General features: G+C 58.1%; 20 protein-coding genes and 2 pseudogenes. 8 read left to right on the top strand and 14 right to left on the bottom strand.

The window, feature by feature from the left end:
• Positions 1-51 precede the first annotated feature (51 nt).
• The 5 genes from chbR to osmE all read right to left on the bottom strand — a co-directional run bounded on the left by chbR (position 52) and on the right by osmE (position 3,675).
• Positions 52-894, bottom strand: a complete 843-nt coding sequence (gene chbR, locus ACJ69_RS04660; RefSeq protein ID WP_071789366.1) for a transcriptional regulator ChbR — start codon at positions 892-894, stop codon at positions 52-54.
• Between the two features lie 5 nt (positions 895-899).
• Positions 900-1,247 carry a PTS N,N'-diacetylchitobiose transporter subunit IIA gene (chbA, locus tag ACJ69_RS04655; RefSeq protein ID WP_023311284.1) on the bottom strand — a complete coding sequence of 116 codons (348 nt, stop codon included), beginning with the start codon at positions 1,245-1,247 and terminating at the stop codon, positions 900-902.
• A gap of 47 nt (positions 1,248-1,294) precedes the next feature.
• Positions 1,295-2,653, bottom strand: coding sequence for a PTS N,N'-diacetylchitobiose transporter subunit IIC (gene chbC, locus ACJ69_RS04650; protein ID WP_054829549.1), 1,359 nt, complete (start codon positions 2,651-2,653; stop codon positions 1,295-1,297).
• 79 nt (positions 2,654-2,732) lie between these two features.
• Positions 2,733-3,050: a PTS N,N'-diacetylchitobiose transporter subunit IIB gene (gene chbB / locus ACJ69_RS04645; protein ID WP_008500676.1), complete on the bottom strand. Its 318-nt coding sequence runs from the start codon at positions 3,048-3,050 to the stop codon at positions 2,733-2,735.
• 280 nt (positions 3,051-3,330) lie between these two features.
• Positions 3,331-3,675 carry an osmotically-inducible lipoprotein OsmE gene (gene osmE, locus ACJ69_RS04640; RefSeq protein WP_010430142.1) on the bottom strand — a complete coding sequence of 115 codons (345 nt, stop codon included), beginning with the start codon at positions 3,673-3,675 and terminating at the stop codon, positions 3,331-3,333.
• A gap of 232 nt (positions 3,676-3,907) precedes the next feature.
• Here osmE and nadE point away from each other — a divergent pair, with 232 nt between their 5' ends.
• Positions 3,908-4,732, top strand: a complete 825-nt coding sequence (gene nadE, locus ACJ69_RS04635; protein ID WP_059346538.1) for an ammonia-dependent NAD(+) synthetase — start codon at positions 3,908-3,910, stop codon at positions 4,730-4,732.
• Between the two features lie 178 nt (positions 4,733-4,910).
• Entirely contained in the window at positions 4,911-5,789 is an 879-nt protein-coding gene (cho, locus tag ACJ69_RS04630) for an excinuclease Cho (RefSeq protein ID WP_197937158.1), read from the top strand.
• On the opposite strand, the pseudogene ves reads toward cho, so the two are convergent.
• The 7 genes and pseudogenes from ves to astC form a co-directional block, all read right to left on the bottom strand.
• Positions 5,767-6,323 (bottom strand): annotated as a pseudogene (gene ves / locus ACJ69_RS04625) (environmental stress-induced protein Ves). The gene cho and the pseudogene ves overlap by 23 nt on opposite strands.
• Positions 6,324-6,620: 297 nt before the next feature.
• Positions 6,621-7,115 carry an ATP-independent periplasmic protein-refolding chaperone Spy gene (gene spy / locus ACJ69_RS04620; protein WP_023311279.1) on the bottom strand — a complete coding sequence of 165 codons (495 nt, stop codon included), beginning with the start codon at positions 7,113-7,115 and terminating at the stop codon, positions 6,621-6,623.
• A 338-nt stretch (positions 7,116-7,453) separates the two neighbouring features.
• Positions 7,454-8,419 (bottom strand): succinylglutamate desuccinylase, encoded by a 966-nt coding sequence (astE, locus tag ACJ69_RS04615; protein WP_054829546.1) that lies wholly within the window; start codon positions 8,417-8,419, stop codon positions 7,454-7,456.
• 10 nt (positions 8,420-8,429) lie between these two features.
• Complete coding sequence (astB, locus tag ACJ69_RS04610; RefSeq protein WP_059346536.1) at positions 8,430-9,755, bottom strand: N-succinylarginine dihydrolase; 1,326 nt, start codon at positions 9,753-9,755, stop codon at positions 8,430-8,432.
• Positions 9,742-11,229 carry a succinylglutamate-semialdehyde dehydrogenase gene (gene astD, locus ACJ69_RS04605; RefSeq protein WP_054829545.1) on the bottom strand — a complete coding sequence of 496 codons (1,488 nt, stop codon included), beginning with the start codon at positions 11,227-11,229 and terminating at the stop codon, positions 9,742-9,744. Before astD ends, astB begins: the two co-directional genes overlap by 14 nt.
• Positions 11,226-12,260, bottom strand: coding sequence for an arginine N-succinyltransferase (gene astA, locus ACJ69_RS04600; protein ID WP_023311275.1), 1,035 nt, complete (start codon positions 12,258-12,260; stop codon positions 11,226-11,228). Before astA ends, astD begins: the two co-directional genes overlap by 4 nt.
• On the bottom strand, positions 12,257-13,477 hold the full coding sequence (gene astC, locus ACJ69_RS04595) for a succinylornithine/acetylornithine transaminase (protein WP_029742016.1): 1,221 nt from the start codon (positions 13,475-13,477) through the stop codon (positions 12,257-12,259). Before astC ends, astA begins: the two co-directional genes overlap by 4 nt.
• Before the next feature lie 433 nt (positions 13,478-13,910).
• Here astC and xthA point away from each other — a divergent pair, with 433 nt between their 5' ends.
• The 6 genes from xthA (at position 13,911) to ACJ69_RS04565 (ending at position 20,086) form a co-directional block, all read left to right on the top strand.
• The gene (xthA, locus tag ACJ69_RS04590) at positions 13,911-14,717 is read left to right on the top strand and encodes an exodeoxyribonuclease III (RefSeq protein ID WP_023311273.1); all 807 of its coding nucleotides are present in this window, start codon (positions 13,911-13,913) and stop codon (positions 14,715-14,717) included.
• Between the two features lie 6 nt (positions 14,718-14,723).
• On the top strand, positions 14,724-15,407 hold the full coding sequence (locus ACJ69_RS04585) for a TVP38/TMEM64 family protein (RefSeq protein ID WP_059346534.1): 684 nt from the start codon (positions 14,724-14,726) through the stop codon (positions 15,405-15,407).
• Positions 15,408-15,422: 15 nt separating this feature from the next.
• Entirely contained in the window at positions 15,423-16,583 is a 1,161-nt protein-coding gene (locus ACJ69_RS04580) for an ABC transporter substrate-binding protein (RefSeq protein ID WP_407027164.1), read from the top strand.
• Complete coding sequence (locus tag ACJ69_RS04575) at positions 16,556-18,085, top strand: ABC transporter permease family protein (RefSeq protein WP_059346532.1); 1,530 nt, start codon at positions 16,556-16,558, stop codon at positions 18,083-18,085. Before ACJ69_RS04580 ends, ACJ69_RS04575 begins: the two co-directional genes overlap by 28 nt.
• Complete coding sequence (locus tag ACJ69_RS04570; protein WP_059346529.1) at positions 18,085-18,705, top strand: ATP-binding cassette domain-containing protein; 621 nt, start codon at positions 18,085-18,087, stop codon at positions 18,703-18,705. Before ACJ69_RS04575 ends, ACJ69_RS04570 begins: the two co-directional genes overlap by 1 nt.
• A 73-nt stretch (positions 18,706-18,778) precedes the next feature.
• Entirely contained in the window at positions 18,779-20,086 is a 1,308-nt protein-coding gene (locus ACJ69_RS04565; RefSeq protein ID WP_059346527.1) for a sulfurtransferase, read from the top strand.
• Here the strand turns inward: ACJ69_RS04565 and ACJ69_RS04560 are convergent.
• Positions 20,083-20,699: pseudogene (locus ACJ69_RS04560) on the bottom strand (CDP-alcohol phosphatidyltransferase family protein). The gene ACJ69_RS04565 and the pseudogene ACJ69_RS04560 sit on opposite strands and share 4 nt — an antisense overlap.
• Positions 20,692-21,261 (bottom strand): carboxymuconolactone decarboxylase family protein, encoded by a 570-nt coding sequence (locus ACJ69_RS04555; RefSeq protein WP_054829932.1) that lies wholly within the window; start codon positions 21,259-21,261, stop codon positions 20,692-20,694. Before ACJ69_RS04555 ends, ACJ69_RS04560 begins: the two are co-directional and overlap by 8 nt.
• Positions 21,262-21,332 lie beyond the last annotated feature (71 nt).

The following is a 21,332-nucleotide window of genomic DNA, read 5'->3' as shown; positions in this document are numbered from 1 at the left end:
TATTTGGGCAAGCCATTAAAGCAATATTTGTGGCGGGTAATCCGCCGAAAGTTAATTAATTACCGTCAAATTCTTCCGGTAACTGTTCGGTGTGAATGAAGTCAATTTTTTAAAGGTCTTAATAAACAGGCTGGGACTGCTGTATCCTGACTCGTATGCAATATCGGTGACAGAGTAGTTGGTAATTTCCAGCTGTTTCTTCGCAAAATTAATGCGGATTTCATTAATAATTTGCACGGGTGTTTTACGATAATAGCGCTGCGTCGCGCGGGTGAGATATTCCTGGGATTTCCCCGACAGGGACACCATATTTTCCAGCGCATTTTCGCTGAACTGGCCTTTATCGTGCATCAGCTCAACGGTGCTGCGCAGCCACTGTGGAATATCATCCGTCACCTGTTGCTCCTCACGATGATGGCGCAGCCGGTTCATCACGTAGAAGGTCACCGTTTCAATAAACTCATCAAATTCATTGTCGCGGAAGTTAAGCGAGGCGATAACCGTTTCAATCCAGGTCATGAACTCGTTTTTGACCCGATAGACCTGGGAGGCCACAAAGCAGAACGGCACCAGTGGCAGATAGTGCTTCTCAAAGAAGCGTCTGCTGACGCCCACATTCAGAATACGGGTGGCACCAAATTCGTAAAAGCTCTGGTGATAAGAACCCATCGGCAGGAAGACAAAATCCCCTCGCTCAAGGAGGACGCGCTTACCGTTGATCTCCTGGTAGTAGCGGCCGGTCAGAACAATCGTGAATTCGTAGTAGTCATGCTGGTGCAGACCGCTGGCGCTCTCCGTCTTGTTGTAGATAACCACGTGAAAATTTTTGCCGTTAAACAGCTGCTGTTCAAGTGCGGTTTTAATTTCCATCGTGCTGACCTCCTGCTGCGAAATCCGACTCAGTGCATTTTCTCGTGAAGCTCGATGAGCTCCGCCACCAGCTCACGCGCCAGCATCGAGGTCATCAGGTGATCCTGCGCGTGGACCAGCACCAGGCTGACCTTCATCTTCCCTTCGCCCTGATCGCCTTCAATCAGCTTTGTCTGCACCAGGTGCGCTTCGTTGAGCGCCGTGCGGGACTGGTCCATCATGGTTTTCGCCGCGGCGAAATCCCCCTGCTTGGCCTGTTTCAGCGCGGCATAGGCCAGGCTGCGAGCCTGTCCGGAGTTGATGATAAGCCCCATCACCACTTCTTCGAGATCGTTCTCGACGGCTTCGTCTGCGACAATACTATCCAAATCTAACATTTTTAAGCTCCTTGTGGCTGGCGCGGGCTTCCCCGCGCCGGTCAATCTTAGAATTTCAGTGAGAGGGCAATATCCTCTTCGCTCTCTTCTTCATCAATAATGGTGGCGGCTTTGTTGGCAATCGCCACGAACGGCATGTACAGCAGGGTGGCAATCCCGAGGTTGAATATCGCCAGCAGGAAGGCCGCGACGCTACCGTTGGTGTTGAAGAAGGCGCCCAGGCCCGCCGGCATGGTCCACGGTGCAATGTTGGTGACCGGTGGAATGATGCCCATGTAATACGCCGTCAGGGTGATCGCGGCCAGCAGCGGCTGAATCAGGATGAACGGAATGAACATTACCGGGTTCATGATAATTGGCAGACCGAACAGAATCGGTTCGTTAATCTGGAAGATGCCTGATGGCAGCGCCAGCTTCGCGACCTGACGGTAGTCAGCACGTCGAGAGACAATAAAGACCGCGATGATCAGACCCAAGGTCGCCCCGGTACCGCCCAGGAAGATATAGGAGTCAAGCATCGGCTTCGCCCACACATGGAAGGTTTTACCCGCTGCAAGCGCCGCGTCAACGGGGCCGTACTGCTGGTAAAGCGCAACGTTTTCCAGTGCCCAGGGGGTCATAATCCCGCTGTCCAGCGCGGCCAGTGCCAGTGAACCATGCACGCCAAAGAACCACAGCAGAGAGGTGAAAATCACATACGCCCAACCGACCACGCCACCCATCGACGCCAGCGGCGTAGAGATAGAGTCCATGATGATCTGGTGGAAGTTTGTGCCCCAGTGGGAGAGCGCCCAGGCGATAATCCCCATGATGGAGAGAATAATGAAGCCTGGAATCAACGCGGAAAATGAACGAGAAACGGAAGCCGGTACGCTATCCGGCAGGCGGATAACCCAGTTGCGGCGGATAATAAAGGTGAACATTTCTGCCACCACCAGGCCGATAACAATACCGGAGATGATGTTGGCCCCGCCCAGCCAGTTGGCGCCAACGGCGTAGGCTTCACCCACGCTGTAAGGCGTTACGGTCATAAAGGCGGCGACGGATAATAACCCGGCAGCCAGCGGATCCACTTTACGCTCTTCTGCCAGTGCCATCCCAATAAAGAAGGGCGCCATCAGCGACATAATCCCTAACGTACCGTTATAGACGTTGCCGCCAATGGCTTTAAAACCATTAAGGGTTTCAATAGTGGAAGCGTCTAACCGAATTCCTAATGAATAAAAGAAGGAACCTTCACCAAAGCTCAGAAAAACGTTGTTAATTAAAACGAACATGGCCCCGGCCAGCGTCAACGGCATTAATTTAATAAAGCCGTTTTTGATGGCGTTAACGTGAGGCTGCTTTCCTATTTTAACAGCAAAAGGAAGGAGTACCTTTTCAAGTGAAGCGATGACTTTACTCATAGGAAAATACCCTTAAATGCCGTAACGCATGTTACGGCGTATTGTGTGTGAAATAACTCTTTGACGGGAAAAATAAAAATTAATTAGCAGCTTTTTTAATGGCTGCAACAGCAGCTTTAAGAACACCTAAACCATCAATCTTGCCGTACAGCCCCGAGTCGATCACTTCGACCGGTTTATTGGGTAACAGTCGTTGAATTTCGGGCAACATATAGGCAATTTGCGGCCCCAGTAAAACAACATCGGCTGTCTGGCCTTTTTCGCCCGCCAGCGTCTCTGGAAACGCTTCAATCACCACAGGGACTTCATACTTTTCAGCCTGCGCACGCATCTTTGACACCAGAAGCGACGTTGACATGCCCGCTGAGCAGAACAGGTAGATATGTTTCTTTTCCATCGTGATTCCCTCTTATATGACTACCTGCCATCGCGCTATCACTCGACTCGCTGTCCCGGCAGACAGGTAGCTTGCGTACTGTTGTTTATCGTTGGAGTGAGTATACGCAATGGTACAGACAGGGGATAATTCTGGATAGACTCAAATTGTCTCTCATTGACCTGGCTTGTTGACTCCCTTCACATTTCGGGCAAATAATTCGCGCAAAGAAATAAGATTTTCTGATGCATAAAAAAACCGGCCCATGGGCCGGTTTGTTAACATCCTCAGGCAAGCAGGGTTACTGCGCCTTAGGTGCCTGCGGATCGGTGTCGTATTCAGCACAGGTCTGATAGCCGGAGTTGATCACATGACCGGTATCATCCAGAGCGACGAAGTAGGTTTCTGCCTTACCATCACGTTGACCCAGGATATAGGTCTGGCAGGTCCCTTTCGCATGAATCATGGTCACTTCAGAAGAAGGTTTACCGGCAATCGCAGCAACCTGCGAACGGGTCATGCCTTTTTTAACGTCTTTTACTACGGGCTGCGTAAACTGATCCTTAGTGCGATCGTAAGCCGTACACCCTGCCAGCATAGTCAGTACCGCCGCTGCGCTAAGAATTCCTGCTACGTTCTTGTTCATATTCCGTCCTCTTGTTTATCAGCGTGTTATCTAAGCATGGGATAAAAAGTACTATTGTTCAACTTTGTGGATTACGCCAGACGAATTTCGGAAAATTCTAATAAAACAACGATAACCTGCTAAATCGGCGCAAATTAGCGCACTCGAAACTGTGATCCTTGTCGTTTCTCGCCCAAAGGGTTAGTTTTAACAGCTAACACATTCTGTTTATGTACTGCATATGGAGGGCGTGATGGCTCTGCAACAAGAGATTATTCAGGCACTGGGCGCAAAGCCTACGGTAGATGCACATGAAGAGATCCGCCGCAGCGTGGATTTTTTAAAATCGTACTTAAAAAAGAACGCGTTCCTGAAATCCCTGGTGCTGGGCATCAGCGGCGGCCAGGACTCTACCCTGACCGGTAAACTCTGCCAGATGGCGATTTCAGAGCTTCGCGAAGAGACGGGCGATGAGAAACTGCAGTTTATCGCGGTGCGTCTTCCTTATGGCGTACAGGCGGACGAGCAGGATTGCCAGGATGCGATTACCTTTATCCAGCCTGACCGCGTGCTGACCGTGAATATTAAAGGCTCGGTGCTGGCAAGCGAGCAGGCGCTTCGCGAAGCGGGCATTGAGCTGAGCGATTTTGTTCGCGGCAACGAGAAAGCCCGCGAGCGCATGAAAGCGCAGTACAGCATCGCCGGGATGACCAAAGGCGTCGTCGTCGGCACCGACCACGCGGCAGAAGCGATCACCGGTTTCTTCACCAAATACGGCGACGGCGGCACCGACATTAACCCTATCTTCCGTCTCAACAAGCGTCAGGGTAAGCAACTGCTGGCCGCGCTGGGATGTCCTGAGCATCTTTATAAGAAAGCGCCGACAGCGGACCTTGAAGACGATCGCCCTTCCCTGCCGGATGAAGCGGCCCTTGGCGTCACCTATGACAACATTGATGATTATCTGGAAGGCAAAAAGCTGGATGAAGGTACCGCGAAAATCATTGAAGGCTGGTATCTGAAAACCGAGCACAAGCGCCACACGCCCATTACGGTGTTTGACGATTTTTGGAAATAAACGCAAAACGGTAACCAGGTTACCGTTTTTAGTGTTTGCACCCTCTCCCGTGGGAGAGGGTTGGGGTGAGGGCATCAGGCCGCACGTCCTGGCCGGGTAAGGCGTAGCCCCACCCGGCTCTTTTTTAACCACCGCACTCCTGCTACACTGTATGTCTGAACAGTATATGGAGCAGTATGTGAGCAGGCGTCAATCCGCCCCGCGTCTTGAGTTTGAAGCGGCGGCTATCTACGAATATCCCGAACAACTTCGCCCCTGGCTTGAGGCACTGCCTAAACAGCCGGGCGTATACATCTTTCATGGCGAAAGCGACACCCTGCCGCTTTATATCGGCAAGAGCGTTAACATTCGCAGCCGGGTGTTATCCCATCTGCGTACGCCGGACGAGGCCGCCATGCTGCGCCAGTCGCGACGCATTACCTGGTTCCAGACGGCGGGAGAAATGGGCGCGCTGCTGCTGGAGGCGCGGTTGATAAAAGAACAACAGCCGCTGTTCAATAAGCGCCTGCGCCGCAACCGTCAGCTCTGCTCCCTGCAGATAAACAATGGCAAGCCGCAGGTCGTCTACGCGCGCGACGTCGATTTTTCTCATGCCCCGAATCTCTATGGGCTGTTCGCCAATAAACGCGCCGCGCTCCAGGCGCTGCAGACGCTGGCGGACGATTTACAGCTTTGCTACAGCCTTTTAGGTCTGGAGGCAACCACCCGCGGACGCGCCTGTTTTCGATCCGCGCTGAAGCGCTGCGCCGGTGCCTGCTGCGGGAAAGAGAGCGTTGAGGCGCATCACGCCCGGCTTCTCACCGGTCTGGCGGCCATCAGCGTGAACTGCTGGCCCTGGGAAAGCGCCGTTGCGCTAAAAGAGGTGGGCGAGGCAATGACCCAGTATCACATCGTCAACAACTGGCTCTGGCTGGGCGCCGTCGACGACATCAACGACGCGGCAACCCTGCTGCGCACGCCCGCCGGATTTGACCACGATGGCTATAAAATTCTCTGTAAACCTGTCCTGGCCGGAAAGTTTGAGATCATAGTGCTCAATGACCCGGCAGCCACGTGATTTCGCTGAACAATAAGGTGCCCTGAGCCTCCAGCAGACGCAGCGTATGGGTACCCTCCTCCCAGCTGGCCCCCTGATCGGCTGTCAGCAGTTTATCGCCCAGCTGCCACGCCCCGCTTAGCACGAATACCACGCCCCCACGTGAGCCAAAGGTGGTAAAGGTTCGGTCAGCAACGCGCACCTTCGCCCGGCAGCAGTCGCGCCGGGTCATGATGTTAAAGTCCATCGCCATCCGCCCATCACAAAGCAGCGCTTTCACCGGCAAATCGCCGGCAAAACTGTAGGGCTGATGATGCTTGAGAGTATGGGAGAACGCCTGTCCCGCATCCAGCGTCACCTCTCCCCCTTCCAGCAAGGTAATCACCCGGTCAACACCGGGAAACGAGGAGAATTCGCCGTTGCTGGCAATCGTCGCAATACTGGCACGCCAGTGAAAATGCGCGTCGCGGGAGGGAAGCAGCAAATCTCACGCGTTTCGCCAGCACCATTGCGCCAGAGGCTGACCGGCATCTTACGGATATCAAAGAACTCCATCACCACTCCTGAATGGCACAACCCGTGCCAGGGCAAGGATATCGCTATCGTTGCTGTCTTGTTTGTTATCGTTGGGTATTCACAGAAACAGTATCGGCAGCAGAGCGGGCAGGCCTTAGCGGAACGTTAATAAAAATTCTAACGCCATGACTCTGCAAACATTCTCTGAAGCGACTACAGGAGGATACCGCGCTGGCGGCGGCAGGCAAGAGGGCAGGAAAGAAAAACCGCCGGTCCTGTCCACAGCGGTTGCGCTTTTGTGGACAGGATCCCGGCGGTCTTAAGAGTGTGAACCGATTATTCGGTTGGTGCTGGCATTTTACCTTCCATCGCCGGACGTTCTGTCAGACGCTTCTCAAAATTCGCATTAAATTGTTTTTTCTGTTCCGGGGTCAGAATGTTGTAGATCTTGTTCTGGGTTTCCATGTGAGCCAGCATGCGGGCTTTGTGCTGCTCGGCCATTTTGTCGATCTGCGCTTCGGCTTTCGCCTTATCGAAGCTGTCGCTGGCGATGATGTCATGCATCGCACGGCGCTCTTCAAGCGGAGGACGTTTCATCTGGTCGCGCTCACCTTTTCTGATGTCGCGGATCTGCTGCTTCTGCGCATCCGTCAGGTTGAGATCCTTAAACATCATCATCTCGTTGTGCATACCCGGACCTTTATGATGCATCATCATTTTGCCTTCAGCAGGCGCGGCAGTCGTAGTGGTCGCAGTATCTGCGGCGAACGCCATGCTGGTAGCGCCCAGAGCCAGGGTAGAAGCAACAAACAGTGCAGTAAACTTACGCATAATTTATTTCCTTTCTTTCAGTTATTCTTCGGCGCTATGCCGTGTTGACGAGATTAACTTTACGGGGTTTATCGTCAATTAGTCAGAGCAACGGTAAAACAATGAAAGTGTAAAAAACAAATTTTCGTCAAATGTGGAGGAAATAAGGATAAAGCGTGGAGAGTTGCAACAATAAATATTCAATGCGATGATTTTAAAGAAATTTAGCAGAAGTATAGCGAAGTGCAGATCAATAATAAAGCAATTCACCAGGAATATTCTGCAAAACAAGCGCAAGCGCTTTAATCGTTAAGAAAAGTTTTTTGCTTCCCCCTCCCGGACGATGAGAGGGGAAAGGTTCAGGATATTTTTTCCAGCATCAGCCCGGCCCGCAGGCCAAACGCGACGGTGGGGTTAGGGAATAAAACATACTCGGTGTTTTTCTGCACCTCGTAACGTTCCTCGCCATCCTCAGCCAGCAGCGCCCCTTTGCGGAACGGCGTGAAGTTCAGGGTGTGCGCGGCCATATGGAGCAGGAAGGCATCGCTGCGGCGCGTGATCTGCTGTACGACACGATAGCGCTCAACGGGCTGATGCACGTGCTCGGGAGCCTTTCCTCCCAGCAGCGCCCGAAGGGCGAGATGCGTAGGCGCAAAGCGGGTCAGATCGTTCTGGCCGAACGGCAGCGCTTTTCCCAGCTCCAGCGTGCAGGCCAGCGCAGCGAAACGTTCACAGGTGAAATGGGTAAACGTTCCGCCCGGCGCCTGATGAAATACCAGCGCCTCCAGCCCGGCGTCACCCAGCCAGCTCAGGAACGCTTCATCCCACGGCTGACTGCGCTGCGGCAGAACGCCGAAGCGAACGTGGTAGGACGCGCGGATTGCCGTATGCAGATCCAGATGCCAGCGCGCCGGTCCCGCGGTGGCAAAAAACGCGGTCACGACGTTCTCCAGCCACTCTGCCCGCGCCGTTTCATCGCTCTGAGGAAACTGCGACCAGCGGCCGCCGAACATGCGGTTAATGTCGCTCACCAGATACCGTTTGTTTTGCGCCAGCGCAGGTGGATTGCCGAGCACCACCAGCACGCGGCACTTCAGGGCGATCTCATTGCGATACAGCGCACGCAGCAGCAGATCAACAATCTCAACGGGTGCGGTTTCATTCCCGTGGATACCCGTGGAAAGCAGCAGAGAGAGATCGCTTTTGACGGTCGGCGTCAGTTCAAGCACCCCGCGCCCCAGCCACCGCCAGCGAAACGAGGGGCCGTCCCCCTCTTTCTGTTCCGGCGTCTCATCGGCCAGGGTCAGCGCCAGTAAATTTTCCATATCCACTCCTTTAGCGCTGGAACGGATAAACCGATCCCAGCTGCAGGATTGTCGATAACGCGTCCAGCGCCTCGCGCCCTTCACGCAGAAGCTGCGGGTCAACCAGATCCGCCTGCGTCAGACGATCGCGATAGTAGCGATCGACCCAGTCATTCAGCCGCGTAAAAAGCGTATCGTTCATCATGACCGCGGGGTTCACCGCCTGCATTTCGTCCTGGGTCAGGACCACGCGCAGACGTAAACAGGCTGGACCGCCGCCGTTAGCCATGCTTTCGCGCAGATCAAACACGCGCAGCTCGTCAATCGGGTTATCGGCCTTGACCAGCTCCGTCAGGTAGCGCCACACGCCTTGATGATCCCGGGACTCCTGCGGCAGGACCAGCATCATGCTGCCATCGTCACGGCTCAGCAGCTGGCTATTGAACAGATAGGTTTCTACCGCGTCCTGCACGCTCACCGCCTCCGTGGGCACCTGGACTGGCGTGAACCCGCGCACGCGCTCATGCAGCGTGGCGAGCAGCTTATCCTGATGGGCAAACGCCTGCTCGTGGCAGAACAGTACCTGGCGGTTAGAGACGGCAATCACGTCGTTATGGAAAACGCCCTGGTCAATCACATGCGGGTTTTGCTGGGCAAAAACCACCTGGGAAGGATTGACCTGGTTCAGGCGAGCAACCGCCTGGCTGGCCGCCAGCGTCTGACGAGCAGGATAACGGGTTGGCGCGGCGTGCCCCCCCTCTTCTCGCCCGTAGATAAACAGCTGCAGGCCCGGATCGCCATAGTCGCCCCCCAGGCGGTTATGGTTGGCCGCGCCTTCGTCGCCAAACATCGCTACCTGCGGCAGAGCCTGATGCACCTCAAAATGGGCGTCATGGTTGAAAATGGCGCGCAGCACGCGCTCGGTGGTTTCCGCTTCTGTAGCGCGGTGGAATTTGTTGTTCAGGTTCGCCACCGTCAGATGGACTTTGCCATCCAGCGTGTCGGCTGACGGCGCGACGGTCGCGGCGTTTGCCACCCACATCGAGGAGGCGGAGCTTGCCGCGGAGAGCAGGTGCGGGGTCTGCGTACCCGCTTTTTCAACCACCTGCTCATCGGTACCGCTAAAGCCGAGCTGACGAAGGACTGCCACGTTCGGGCGTTCCTGAGGCGGGATCACCGCCTGCGGGAAACCGGCATCCGCCAGTGCTTTCATCTTCAGCAGCCCCTGCTTCGCCGCCAGCTTCGGGTTGGAGACCTGAAAACGGTGCTTCGTCGAGGCTTCATTACCAAAAGAGAGACCGGCATAGTGGTGCGTCAGCCCCACCAGCCCGTCAAAGTTAACCTCACGCGCTTTCATGACGATCCCCTCCGGTAAAATCCAGCCCCGGATTAAGCGTCTCCGGCAGCGTCAGCGTCGGAGTTTCCAGGCTCGCCATCGGCCACGCGCAGTAATCGGCGGCATACCACGCGCTGGCGCGATGGTTGCCCGACGCGCCTACGCCGCCGAACGGCGCTGTGCTCGCGGCCCCGGTCAGCGGTTTATTCCAGTTCACAATCCCGGCGCGCGCTTCCAGCAGCAGTTGGTCAAACTTCTCGCGATGCGGTGAAATCAGACCGCTCGACAGGCCGTAGCGGGTGTTATTCGCCATCGCAATGGCCGCATCGAAATCGTCGTAACGCCAGACGCACAGCAGCGGGCCAAAGACCTCTTCATCCGGCACGTTGCTCGCGCCGCTCATTTCCACGATGCCCGGCGTCAGCAGCGAGGTACCCGGCTGAACCTGCTTCGGCTCCAGCAGGGTTTTCGCGCCGCGCGCGACGTGGTCCTGCCAGGCCTTCAGCACGTTCAGCGCGGCCTGTTCGGAAATCAGCCCGCCGATAAACGGCTGCGGGTCGGCATCCCACGCGGCAGGCACCAGACGCGCGCTCACTTCAACCAGACGCTTCAGGAAGGCATCCCCCTGCGCGCCCCGCTTCACCAGCAGACGGCGGGAACAGGTGCAGCGCTGTCCGGCGGTAATAAAGGCGGACTGAATCGTCAGGTGCACCGCGGCGTCGATATCGTCAGGGTCTTCCACAATCAGCGGGTTGTTGCCGCCCATCTCCAGCGCCAGAATTTTCTCCGGCTGCCCTGCCAGCTGGCGGTGCAGCTGATAGCCCGTACCGGCGCTGCCGGTAAACAGCAGGCCGTCGATATCGCTCAGCGCGCTCAGCGCCTGACCGGTTTCCCGCCCGCCCTGCACCAGGTTCAGCACGCCCGGCGGCAGGCCGGCCTGTTCCCACAGCTTAACCACCGCCTCGCCGGTGAGTGGCGTGAGCTCGCTCGGTTTGAAAATAACGGTATTGCCCGCCAGCAGCGCAGGCACAATGTGGCCATTCGGCAGGTGTCCCGGGAAGTTATACGGGCCAAATACCGCCAACACGCCGTGCGGACGGTGACGCAGCGTGGCCGCGCCGTCCGGCATGTCGGTGCGCTGTTCGCCGGTACGGGTGTGGTACGCCTTCACCGAAATGGCGATTTTGTTGATCATCGCCGTCACTTCGGTTGTCGCTTCCCAGCGCGGTTTACTGGTTTCAGACGCGATGATGCGCGTCAGTTCGGCCTTATTTGCCTCCAGCAGCCCGGCAAACTTTTCAACAATTTCCTGGCGCACGGCGAAAGGCTGTTTTGCCCACGCCGGAAACGCGCGGCGCGCGGCGCGGCAGGCTTGTTCTACCTGCCCGGCGCTGGCGTCATGCCCCTTCCAGAGCACCTCTTTTCCGACCGGATTGGTTTTTACGCGCTCTTCGCCTTCGCCCGTGACCCAGTCACCGTTAATCCATAATGTCATGCTGTTTTCTCCTCAGGGCAGAGACGCACCAGGCGAACCGTATCGCCGGCGTTACATTTCAGGGCATCCAGTTCTGCAGCCGTCAGCACCAGACGTTCACATTTCGGGTTGGTACGCACCAGCATGGCGCGGAAATTGGCGTAATTTTCGTTCGACACCAGACAGGCGGGCCAGTCACCCGGCGCGGGCTGACCTTCAGAGACCTCAACCAGACGGCTTTTACGGATCGCGCGCACGCGGTCGATATCGCACTCAAGCGTTGGGCCGCCGTCAAAGATGTCGACATAGTTCCGGTAGCGGAACCCCTCTTTCTCCAGCACCGCGCGGGCAGGCGCGGTCTGCGGATGGACTTCGCCAATCACCGCCTGCGCTTCCGGGCTGAGGAAATGGGTATAAATAGGATGCTTCGGCATCAGCTCGGCAATAAAGGCTTTCTGGCCGGTGCCGCAGAGATAGTCCGCCCTGCTGAACTCCATCGAGAAGAAGCGCTCGCCCAGGCTCTCCCAGAACGGCGAGTAGCCGGTGTCGTCGATCACGCCGCGCATCTCAGCGACCACTTTTTCGTTAAAGCGATCGCGGAAGGCGGCCATAAACATAAAGCGCGATTTGGAGAGCAGATAGCCGTTGCCCTCTTTGCGCCACGCCGGGTCGAGGAACAGCGTGCACAGCTCGCTGGCGCCCGTGTGGTCATTGCAGAGAAACAGCGTGGGCAGCGCGTTATAGACGTTCAGCTCTTTCGAGGCGTGAACCATGGTGCCGACGCGGTAGTTGTACCACGGGTCGTTAAGCCCGACGGCCACTTCAATGGCGCAGATCCCGGCTACGGTCCCCGTGTCGGTGTCTTCCAGCACGAACACATACCCCTGTTCGCTTTTTGGCAACGTCCCCTGCCAGGTTTGCAGGGCGCGCTCAATGCGCGCCGACAGCGTTTTTTCATCGGCAGGAAGCGAGGTCAGCCCGCCTCCCGTCTTACCGGCAAGCTGCATGAGCCCGGCGAGATCGCCGCGCTCAACGGGACGGATGACCATCATGATGACACCCCGGATTTCACTTTTTCACACGCCAGCGCAAAACGGTCGAGACCGGTTTGCACCTCTTCCTCGCTGACGATCAGCGCCGGCGCGAAACGCACTACGTTGGCACCGGCAATCAGCACCATCACGCCCACTTTTGCCGCTTCCTGTGAAATAAGTTTAGCTTTCCCGGCAAACTCAGCGGTGAGCTCGCAGCCGATTAACAGCCCCAGACCGCGAATTTCTTTAAACAGCCCCGTTTTGCCGTTGATGGCATTCAGGCGCTCGACAAACCAGTCGTGACGCTGCTTAACGCCTTTCAGCACCTCAGGCGTGTTAATGATGTCGAGAACCTGCCCGGCGACGGCGGTGGCCAGCGGGTTGCCGCCGTAGGTGGTGCCATGGGTACCCACGGTCATCACGCTGGCGAATTTATCGGTGGTCAGCGTCGCCCCAATCGGGAAGCCGCCGCCCAGCGCTTTGGCGGTCGACAGCACGTCCGGCGTCACGCCGTAGTGCATATAGGCATACAGCTCGCCGGTGCGGCCCACGCCGGTCTGCACTTCGTCGAAAATCAGGACCGCGTTGTGGCGATCGCACAGCTCGCGCAGCCCCTGCAGGAAGGCTTTTTGCGCCGGAAGCACGCCGCCCTCGCCCTGCATCGGTTCGACGATCACCGCGCAGGTGGTGTCGTTAATCAGCTCGCTGGCGGACTGCAGATCGTTATAGATGCCGTGACGAATATCCGGCGGCAGCGGGGCGAAATCCTGCGAGTAGGAAGGCTGGCCGCCCGCGCTGACGGTAAACAGCGTGCGCCCGTGGAAGGCATTTTTAAACGCCACGATGCCGCTCTTGTGGGTACCAAATTTATCATGCGCATATTTGCGCGCCAGCTTCAGCGCCGCTTCGTTGGCTTCCGCCCCCGAATTACAGAAAAAGACTTTTTCGGCAAACGTCGCGTCGATCAGTTTTTTGGCCAGGCGCAGCGCAGGCTCGTTGGTAAAGCCGTTGCCGGTATGCCAGAACTTCGCCGCCTGGTCATTCAGCGCCTGACGCAGCGCAGGGTGCGCATGACCCAGCGCGTTGACCGCAATCCCACCTGCAAAGTCGATATACTCTTTACCCTGCTGATCCCACAGGCGCGAGCCTTCCCCACGAACCGGAATAAAAGCCGCCGGAGCGTAAACCGGCATCATCCATTCATCGAAATTTTCACGCGTAATTGACAGAGACATAGCGACCTCATCCGGTAAATAAAAAGTTATTTGAATGTTAAATAATTGGGTGTTTGCACTGTGAATGTAGATTGCAGCCTTCGTGCCAGCCAGCGATAAAAATGCATAAACGGATTTGGGTAACAGAATATCAACAAGTTACGATATGGAGTTATTCACTGTTACTGCATAATAAGTGAATATTTTTACGACAAGCGGCGCTTTGCCGCATGAAAATCAGAAAGAGTATGCACAGGCCAAATATAATTCTGGAATTGTGATCGCTCGCGAAATTTATCGGTCATTTACGCCCTGTTTGAGGGCGAGGCGCGTCAGAATGGTGCAAATATTGCACCAGCGGCATTATCTGTCGCAGTTATTGGTCGAACCCGGTAACAGTTGACGCAAATTCTGCTACCATCCATGCACTATTCACCTTGCACTGGCAGCGACTATGAAATTTGTCTCTTTTAATATCAACGGCCTGCGCGCCCGCCCCCATCAGCTTGAAGCTATCGTTGAACAACATCAGCCAGATGTGATCGGCCTGCAGGAGACCAAGGTTCACGACGATATGTTCCCCCTCGAAGAGGTGGCGAAACTCGGCTACAACGTCTTCTATCATGGGCAGAAAGGCCATTACGGCGTTGCGCTGTTGACCAAAGAGACGCCAGTTTCAGTCCGCCGCGGGTTTCCCGGCGATGACGAAGAAGCACAGCGCCGCATCATCATGGCGGAGCTGCCTTCCCCGCTGGGTAACATCACAGTGATTAATGGCTACTTTCCTCAGGGCGAAAGCCGCGACCATCCGACCAAATTCCCGGCCAAAGCCAAGTTTTATCAGGATCTGCAGAACTACCTGACAACCGAACTCAACAAAGACAATCCGGTGCTGATCATGGGTGATGTGAATATCAGCCCGACCGATCTGGATATTGGCATCGGTGAAGACAGCCGCAAACGCTGGCTGCGTACCGGCAAATGCTCCTTCCTGCCGGAAGAGCGCGAGTGGATGCAGCGCCTGCTGGACTGGGGGCTGGTGGATACCTTCCGTACCGCCAACCCGGACACGCAGGATCGCTTCTCGTGGTTTGACTACCGCTCAAAAGGCTTTGACGACAACCGCGGCCTGCGTATCGACCTGCTGCTCGCCAGTTCGCCGCTGGCAGAGCGCTGCATCGAAACCGGGATCGACTATGAGATCCGCAGCATGGAAAAACCGTCTGACCACGCGCCGGTGTGGGCTAAATTCAAGCTGTAATGACGCGTGAACATTCGAAAACTCGCTTTCCTGTGCGCCCTTCTGGGCGCATTTATTCTGACGTTTGTCATGCTTCCCCCAGGCACGCTCTCCCTGGAAGGGATTAAAACCCACCAGCAGGCACTCCTCTCCCATGTTGACCACGCGCCGCTGCGAAGCGCGCTGATCTTTTTTGCGCTCTATGTGGTGGTCTCCGCTCTGTCGATCCCCGGCGCGGCGATCCTCACCCTGCTGGGCGGGGCGTTATTTCCCCTGTGGGAAGGCACCGTGCTGGTCTCGTTTGCCTCCACGCTCGGAGCCACGCTTGCGATGCTCGCCAGCCGTTATCTGCTTCGCGAATGGGTCCAGCGTCGGTTTGCTCAGCAGATGAAAACGGTGAACGCCGGTATGGCGCATGACGGCGCGGGCTATCTTTTTGCCCTGCGCCTGATGCCGCTGTTCCCGTTTTTCCTGGTGAATTTGCTGATGGGGCTGACCCGCATTGGCGTATATCACTACTGGTGGGTCAGCCAGGTCGCCATGCTGCCCGCGACGTTTGTCTTTCTGAATGCCGGGCGCGAGCTGGGGAAAGTGGCGTCGCTGCGCGATATTTTGTCGCCGGGCATGCTAATCGCCTTTACACTACTGGGGTTATTGCCGCTGGCCACGCGCCGGCTGTTTTCCCGTTATCTCCCGTCTGCTAAAAAGTGAGGCATTATGCGCCGTGTGCGTTTTTGCGCGTTCCTGACCGGTCTGCTGCTGGCAGCCCCCCTCTGTGCCGCCGAAAGCTGGCACGCTATCCAACAGCAGGCCAAAGGCCAGACCGTCTGGTTTAACGCCTGGGGCGGCGATCCGGCGGTCAACCGCTACCTTGAGTGGGTCAGCGGTGAGATGCAAACGCACTACGCCATTACCCTAAAAATCGTCCCGCTGGCGGATGCCGCCGATGCGGTAAAACGGATCCAGACGGAAGCCGCCGCGGGGCGTAAGGCCAACGGCTCGGTTGACCTGCTGTGGGTCAACGGCGAAAACTTCCGCACGTTAAAAGAGGCGAACCTGCTGCAAACCGGATGGGCGCAGTCGTTGCCAAACTGGCGCTATGTCGATACCCGTAAACCCGTCACGGAAGATTTTGCTATTCCCACCGACGGGACGGAATCCCCATGGGGCGGCGCGCAGCTGACCTTTATCGCCCGCAAATCCAGCATGCCGACGCCGCCGGAGGATCCTCAGGCGCTGCTGGCCTACGCGCAGCAGCACCCGGGCAAGGTCAGCTATCCCCGCCCGCCCGATTTTACCGGCACGGCATTTCTTGAGCAGCTGCTTCTGACGCTCACCGATCGCCCTGAGGCTTTACAAAAAGCGCCCGATGCAACGTTTGCTCAGGTTACGGCGCCGCTGTGGACCTACCTCGATAAGCTGCATCCGCTGCTGTGGCGCGAAGGAAAAGATTTCCCTCCCTCGCCTGCGCGGATGGATGCCCTGCTTGCCAGCGGCAGTCTGAACCTGTCGCTGACCTTTAACCCGGCCCATGCGCAGCAGAAAGTGGCGAGCGGCGAACTGCCTGCCGACAGCTACAGCTTTGGTTTCCATAGCGGGATGCTCGGCAACGTCCATTTTGTGGCTATCCCGGCCAATGCCGGCGCGAGCGCGGGTGCAAAAGTGGTCGCCAATTTCCTGCTGTCGCCTCAGGCGCAAATCCGCAAGGCCGACCCGGCCGTCTGGGGAGACCCGAGCGTACTGGATGCGAAAACGCTGCCCGAAGGTAACGCGAAACAGCTGCTGGACCATACGCCTCAGGGGCTGCCGCAGGTGCTTGCAGAGCCGCAGTCCGCCTGGGTGAACGCGCTGGAGCAGGAATGGCTGCGTCGTTACGGCACCCGCTGAGCGGGCTTGTCTGGCTGGCGATGGCGGTGATTTATCTGCCGATCCTGCCCGCTGGCGTGATGCTGTTCGCACCGGCGCTTTCTGCGACAAACTGGCAGCGGCTGCTGAACGATCCGCAGCTGCCTCAGGCGACCGTCGCCACGCTGGTCTCAACGCTCATCGCCACGCTGGGGGCGTTGCTGATTGCCCTTTTCTTCGTCTGCCTTTTGTGGCCCGGTCAACGCTGGCGGCGCCTCACGACCCGACTGCCCTGGCTACTGACGATCCCCCATGTGGCGTTCGCCACCAGCGCGTTGCTGCTGTTTGCCGAGGGCGGTCTGTTTTATCAGCTCTGTACCGTCTGTACGGCTCCGTTTGACCGCCACGGCGTCGGGCTGGGCCTGACGCTCGCGGTCAAAGAGAGCGCGTTCGTGCTGTGGGCCATTTACGCCGTACTGCCGGAACAACGGCTCGCGCAGCAGAAGATCGTCCTGCAAACCTTTGGCTACGGGCGTTATCAGACGCTCAGCTGGCTGATCCTCCCGGCGATCGCCCCTGTCCTCGGCGCGGTGATGCTGGCGGTGCTGGCATGGTCGCTCTCGGTCGTGGACGTGGCGATCGTTCTCGGGCCCGGTAACCCGCCCACCCTGGCCGTGCTGGCCTGGCAATGGCTAAGCCAGGGCGACGAGCAGCAGCAGGCAAAAGGAATGCTGCTGTGCCTGCTTCTCCTTATGCTGCTGGCCGCGCTTGCCGCCCTCGGGTACGGCCTCTGGAAAGCATGGCGTCGCACGATCCCGAATCTCGCGGGGACGCGCCCCCGTTCTCCACTCGTCCTGCCTGAGCGGGCATTAGGCGGGTTACTGCCCGCGTGCGGCATCCTGTGCGCCGCGGTACTGCTGATGCTGGCACAAGGGGGCGACGTGGGTCCCGTGGGGACCAGCCTTTCCTTCGGCCTGCTGTCGAGCCTGATCGCCCTCATCGTCATTTTTCTCTGGCTGGAATGGGGACCGCAGCGAGGCGCTGCGTGGGTGTGGTCACCGCTCGCTCTTCCGGCGCTGCCGCTCGTCACCGGGCAATATTTTATTGCATTGCGTCTGGGGCTCGACGGGCACTATGCCGCCGTGCTCTGGAGCCATCTGCTGTGGGTGTTGCCGTGGATGCTGCTGGTTCTGCAGCCCGCCTGGCGGCGGATCGATCCCCGGCTTATCCTTACCGCCAGAACGCTCGGCTGGCGACGGGCGAAAATATTCTTACTGCTGAAATGCCCCCTTCTGGTGCGCCCGGCGCTGCTGGCGTTTGCCACCGGCTTTTCCGTCAGCATGGCGCAATACATGCCGACGCTCTGGCTTGGCGCGGGGCGTTTCGCCACGCTGACCACCGAAACCGTCGCGCTCAGCAGCGGGGGCAGCATCCCCGTTCTCGCCAGCAGGGCGCTGGGATTACTGCTGGTGACGGGCACGGTGTTCGGTCTTGCCGCCCTGATATCCCGGCTCGCGGGCCGCTACCGTCAAGGATTACGATAATGCTGAAGGTAAACCATCTCACCATCGAACCACTTTTCCGCGAGGTCAGTTTTTTCGTTCCTCGCGGGGAGATCGTTACCCTGATGGGGCCGTCCGGCAGCGGCAAATCGACCCTTTTTGCGTGGATGGTCGGCGCGCTGTCAGACGATTTTCAGGCGCGGGGCGAACTGTGGCTCGACGCGCGTCGCTGCGACGGCCTTCCCGTTGAATCCCGCGGGCTGGGCATACTTTTTCAGGACGCGCTGCTGTTTGAACAGTTCAGCGTCGGGCAAAATTTGCTGCTGGCGCTGCCTGAGCGGATCGTCGGGAGAGCGCGTCGGGAAGCGGTCGAGCAGGCGCTGGATTCCGCCGGGCTGAGCGGCCATTACGCCAGCGATCCGGCCACCCTCTCCGGCGGTGAGCGTGCACGGGTCAGCCTGCTGCGCGCCCTGCTCGCAGAGCCGCAGGCGCTGCTGCTGGACGAACCGTTCAGCCGCCTCGATAAAACGCTGCGCACAACGTTTCGGACATGGGTATTTGTCGCCGTCCGCGCGCGCAATATCCCGGTGGTGCTGGTCACGCACGATGAAGACGATATTCCGCCCGGCGGCAAGCTGATTGAGATTTCTCGCTGGCAATAATGTGCTAACGCAATGTTTTCCGTTTCCGGAGAGACGACAATGCCCCCCTCTTTTACTGACGTCAGGTTATTCGATGAAACGTGTTTCTCAACTGACCGCGCTGGCCCTGCTCTGCGGCCTCGCTTCCTTTTCCTCTCTGGCGGCTGATATGCCCAACGTGATGACGCTGTCTCAGCTTCAGGCGCAGCACGGCACGCCTGTCGATACCCGTCCCAGCACGTTTTACAACGGCTGGCCGCAGACCCTCAGCGGCCCCTCCGGCCACGAACCCGCCGCACTCAACCTTGCTGCCGCCTGGCTGGGCGCAATGAGCGACGAGCAGATTGCGAGCTGGGCAAAACAACATCAGCTTACGCCTGCAACCGCCATCGCCCTGTACGGCGACGAGAACGATAACCTGGCGGTGAAGTCCCGCCTGGAGAAAGCCGGATACCGCCAGGTCTCGCTGCTCAGCGACGCGCTGCAGACGCCCGACCGCCTTCAGCGCCTGCCTCACTTTGAACAGCTGGTTTACCCGCAGTGGATCCACTGCCTCCAGCAGGGTAAACCCGTGACCGCCGCGCCGGCTGGTGACTGGAAAGTGATTGAAGCCGCCTGGGGCGCACCGAAGTTTTACCTGCTGAACCACATTCCCGGCGCGGGCTACATCGACACCAACGAGGTGGAAAGCGAGCCGCTGTGGAATAAAGTCTCCGACGACAAGCTGAAAGCGATGCTGGCGAAGCACGGGATCCGTCACGACACCACCGTTATTTTGTATGGCCGTGACGTTTACGCCGCCGCGCGCGTGGCGCAGATCATGCTGTATGCGGGCGTGCAGGATGTGCGCATTCTCGACGGTGGCTGGAAGGCGTGGTCGGATGCAGGCCTCCCGGTTGAACGCGGCACGCCCGGCAAAGTGACGCCAGCACCCGATTTCGGCGCGCCGATCCCCGGCCAGCCGCAGCTGATGGTTGATATGGAACAGGCGCGCGGGATGCTGCACCGTCAGGATGCCTCCCTGGTCAGCATTCGTTCGTGGCCGGAGTTCATCGGCGAAACCAGCGGCTACAGCTACATCAAGCCAAAAGGTGAAATAGCCGGTGCCCGTTGGGGTCACGCGGGCAGCGACGCGACCCATATGGAAGACTTCCATAACCCGGATGGCACCATGCGCAGCGCGGACGATATCGCCGCCCAGTGGAAGCGCTGGAATATTCTGCCGGAACAGCACGTCGCGTTTTACTGCGGCACCGGGTGGCGGGCGTCAGAAACCTTTATGTACGCCCGGGCGATGGGCTGGAAGAATGTCGCCGTCTATGACGGCGGCTGGTACGAATGGAGCAGTCACCCGCAGAACCCGGTCACCACCGGAGAGCGCGGGCCAGAAAGCGCTCTCTAAGGGTTGAGTGACTTCAGCGTCACATAACCGCTCCAGACGCGCGTTGTGGTGGTCAGCCAGCACAGGGCGCCGAATACCCACGCGAATAGCGTAAAGTGCGCCGGAAACAGGCAGCACAGCACGAACAGCGCGATGGTCTCCGTCCCTTCCGTTAACCCACCGATGTAATAAAACGACTTGTGCGCATAGCCGGGGTTGTCGATGTCGTGCTTCGCGGCCAGCGCCGCAAACGCCAGAAAGCTGCTGCCGGTACCGATAAACGCAAAAGCAGCCAGGCGGCCGCCAGCGCATTTTCTGCGGGAGCCGCGAGCGCAAAGCCAAACGGCACCAGGGCGTAGAACAGAAAATCGAGCGCGATGTCGAGAAATCCCCCCGCATCGGTCAGCCCTCTCCTCCGCGCCAGCGCGCCGTCCAGACCGTCCAGCAGGCGGTTAAGCACGATGGCAGCCAGCGCAGCCGGATACCAGCCGAGGGCCAGAAGCGGCAGCGCCAGCACGCCGATGGCAAACCCGGTCAGGGTCAATCCGTCGGGCGTGATGCCCGGCTTATCCATCACGGAAACCAGACGATTCAGAACGGGCTTAACCCGCGGGTGCAGGTGACGGTCAAGCATGAGGAGTCTCGTTAAACGTGGCGCACAGCCCCTGCGCCGGAATATCCAGCGCGGCATTAAAGCGGGCGGAGAGATTCTGAAACGCAATCAGCGCCGTCATCTCGGTGATGGCATCGTCCGCGAAGTGGCGTTTCAGCGTCGTTCTGATAGCCTCATCCGCTCTGGGCGGCGTGGCGGTCACCGCCTCGGCGTAGGCCAGCGCCGCGCGCTCCTGCTCGGTGAACAAAGTGGAATCATGCCAGTCGCTCACGGCGTGAACCTTATCCAGCGCGCCGCAGCGCTCGGCCAGACGCAGGCTGTTGGCATCAATACAGAAAGCGCAGTGACAGAGCTGGGATACCCGCGTCATGAGCAGCGAGCGCAGCGCGGGCGTCAGGCGCGCGCGACGGCGTTCCAGAAAGCCGACAAACAGCGCCACCAGCCAGAACAGACGCGGCATTCGCCCCCACCAGCGGGTGGGATTCAGCACCGCGCCAAAATGCTTTTTCTGCATGGCGGCTATCGGTTTTAGGCTGGCGGGAAGGGATTCGAGGGGGGCAACCCAGGCGGTGGACTCTTTCACCTGATTCTCCTGTTTACTGGACTCTGAGAAAGGGCACGATAATATGTCTTTTTTCGCTATCAATTATTGAC

Source organism: Enterobacter asburiae (genome assembly GCF_001521715.1).
Lineage (GTDB): Bacteria > Pseudomonadota > Gammaproteobacteria > Enterobacterales > Enterobacteriaceae > Enterobacter > Enterobacter asburiae.
Note: the sequence above shows the minus strand (reverse complement) of the source record. Positions and strands in the feature narration are given on the sequence as shown.

Bases quoted from the DNA above. Each gene is read 5' to 3' on its own strand.
- astB (WP_059346536.1), bottom strand. From the start codon at position 9,755: ATGAAAGCGCGTGAGGTTAACTTTGACGGGCTGGTGGGGCTGACGCAC.
- spy (WP_023311279.1), bottom strand. From the start codon at position 7,115: ATGCGTAAGTTTACTGCACTGTTTGTTGCTTCTACCCTGGCTCTGGGC.
- ACJ69_RS04575 (WP_059346532.1), top strand. From the start codon at position 16,556: ATGGCTGCGTCGTTACGGCACCCGCTGAGCGGGCTTGTCTGGCTGGCG.
- chbA (WP_023311284.1), bottom strand. From the start codon at position 1,247: ATGTTAGATTTGGATAGTATTGTCGCAGACGAAGCCGTCGAGAACGAT.
- nadE (WP_059346538.1), top strand. From the start codon at position 3,908: ATGGCTCTGCAACAAGAGATTATTCAGGCACTGGGCGCAAAGCCTACG.
- astA (WP_023311275.1), bottom strand. From the start codon at position 12,260: ATGATGGTCATCCGTCCCGTTGAGCGCGGCGATCTCGCCGGGCTCATG.
- ACJ69_RS04565 (WP_059346527.1), top strand. From the start codon at position 18,779: ATGAAACGTGTTTCTCAACTGACCGCGCTGGCCCTGCTCTGCGGCCTC.
- chbB (WP_008500676.1), bottom strand. From the start codon at position 3,050: ATGGAAAAGAAACATATCTACCTGTTCTGCTCAGCGGGCATGTCAACG.
- astE (WP_054829546.1), bottom strand. From the start codon at position 8,419: ATGGAAAATTTACTGGCGCTGACCCTGGCCGATGAGACGCCGGAACAG.
- chbC (WP_054829549.1), bottom strand. From the start codon at position 2,653: ATGAGTAAAGTCATCGCTTCACTTGAAAAGGTACTCCTTCCTTTTGCT.
- xthA (WP_023311273.1), top strand. From the start codon at position 13,911: ATGAAATTTGTCTCTTTTAATATCAACGGCCTGCGCGCCCGCCCCCAT.
- ACJ69_RS04570 (WP_059346529.1), top strand. From the start codon at position 18,085: ATGCTGAAGGTAAACCATCTCACCATCGAACCACTTTTCCGCGAGGTC.
- astD (WP_054829545.1), bottom strand. From the start codon at position 11,229: ATGACATTATGGATTAACGGTGACTGGGTCACGGGCGAAGGCGAAGAG.
- astC (WP_029742016.1), bottom strand. From the start codon at position 13,477: ATGTCTCTGTCAATTACGCGTGAAAATTTCGATGAATGGATGATGCCG.
- osmE (WP_010430142.1), bottom strand. From the start codon at position 3,675: ATGAACAAGAACGTAGCAGGAATTCTTAGCGCAGCGGCGGTACTGACT.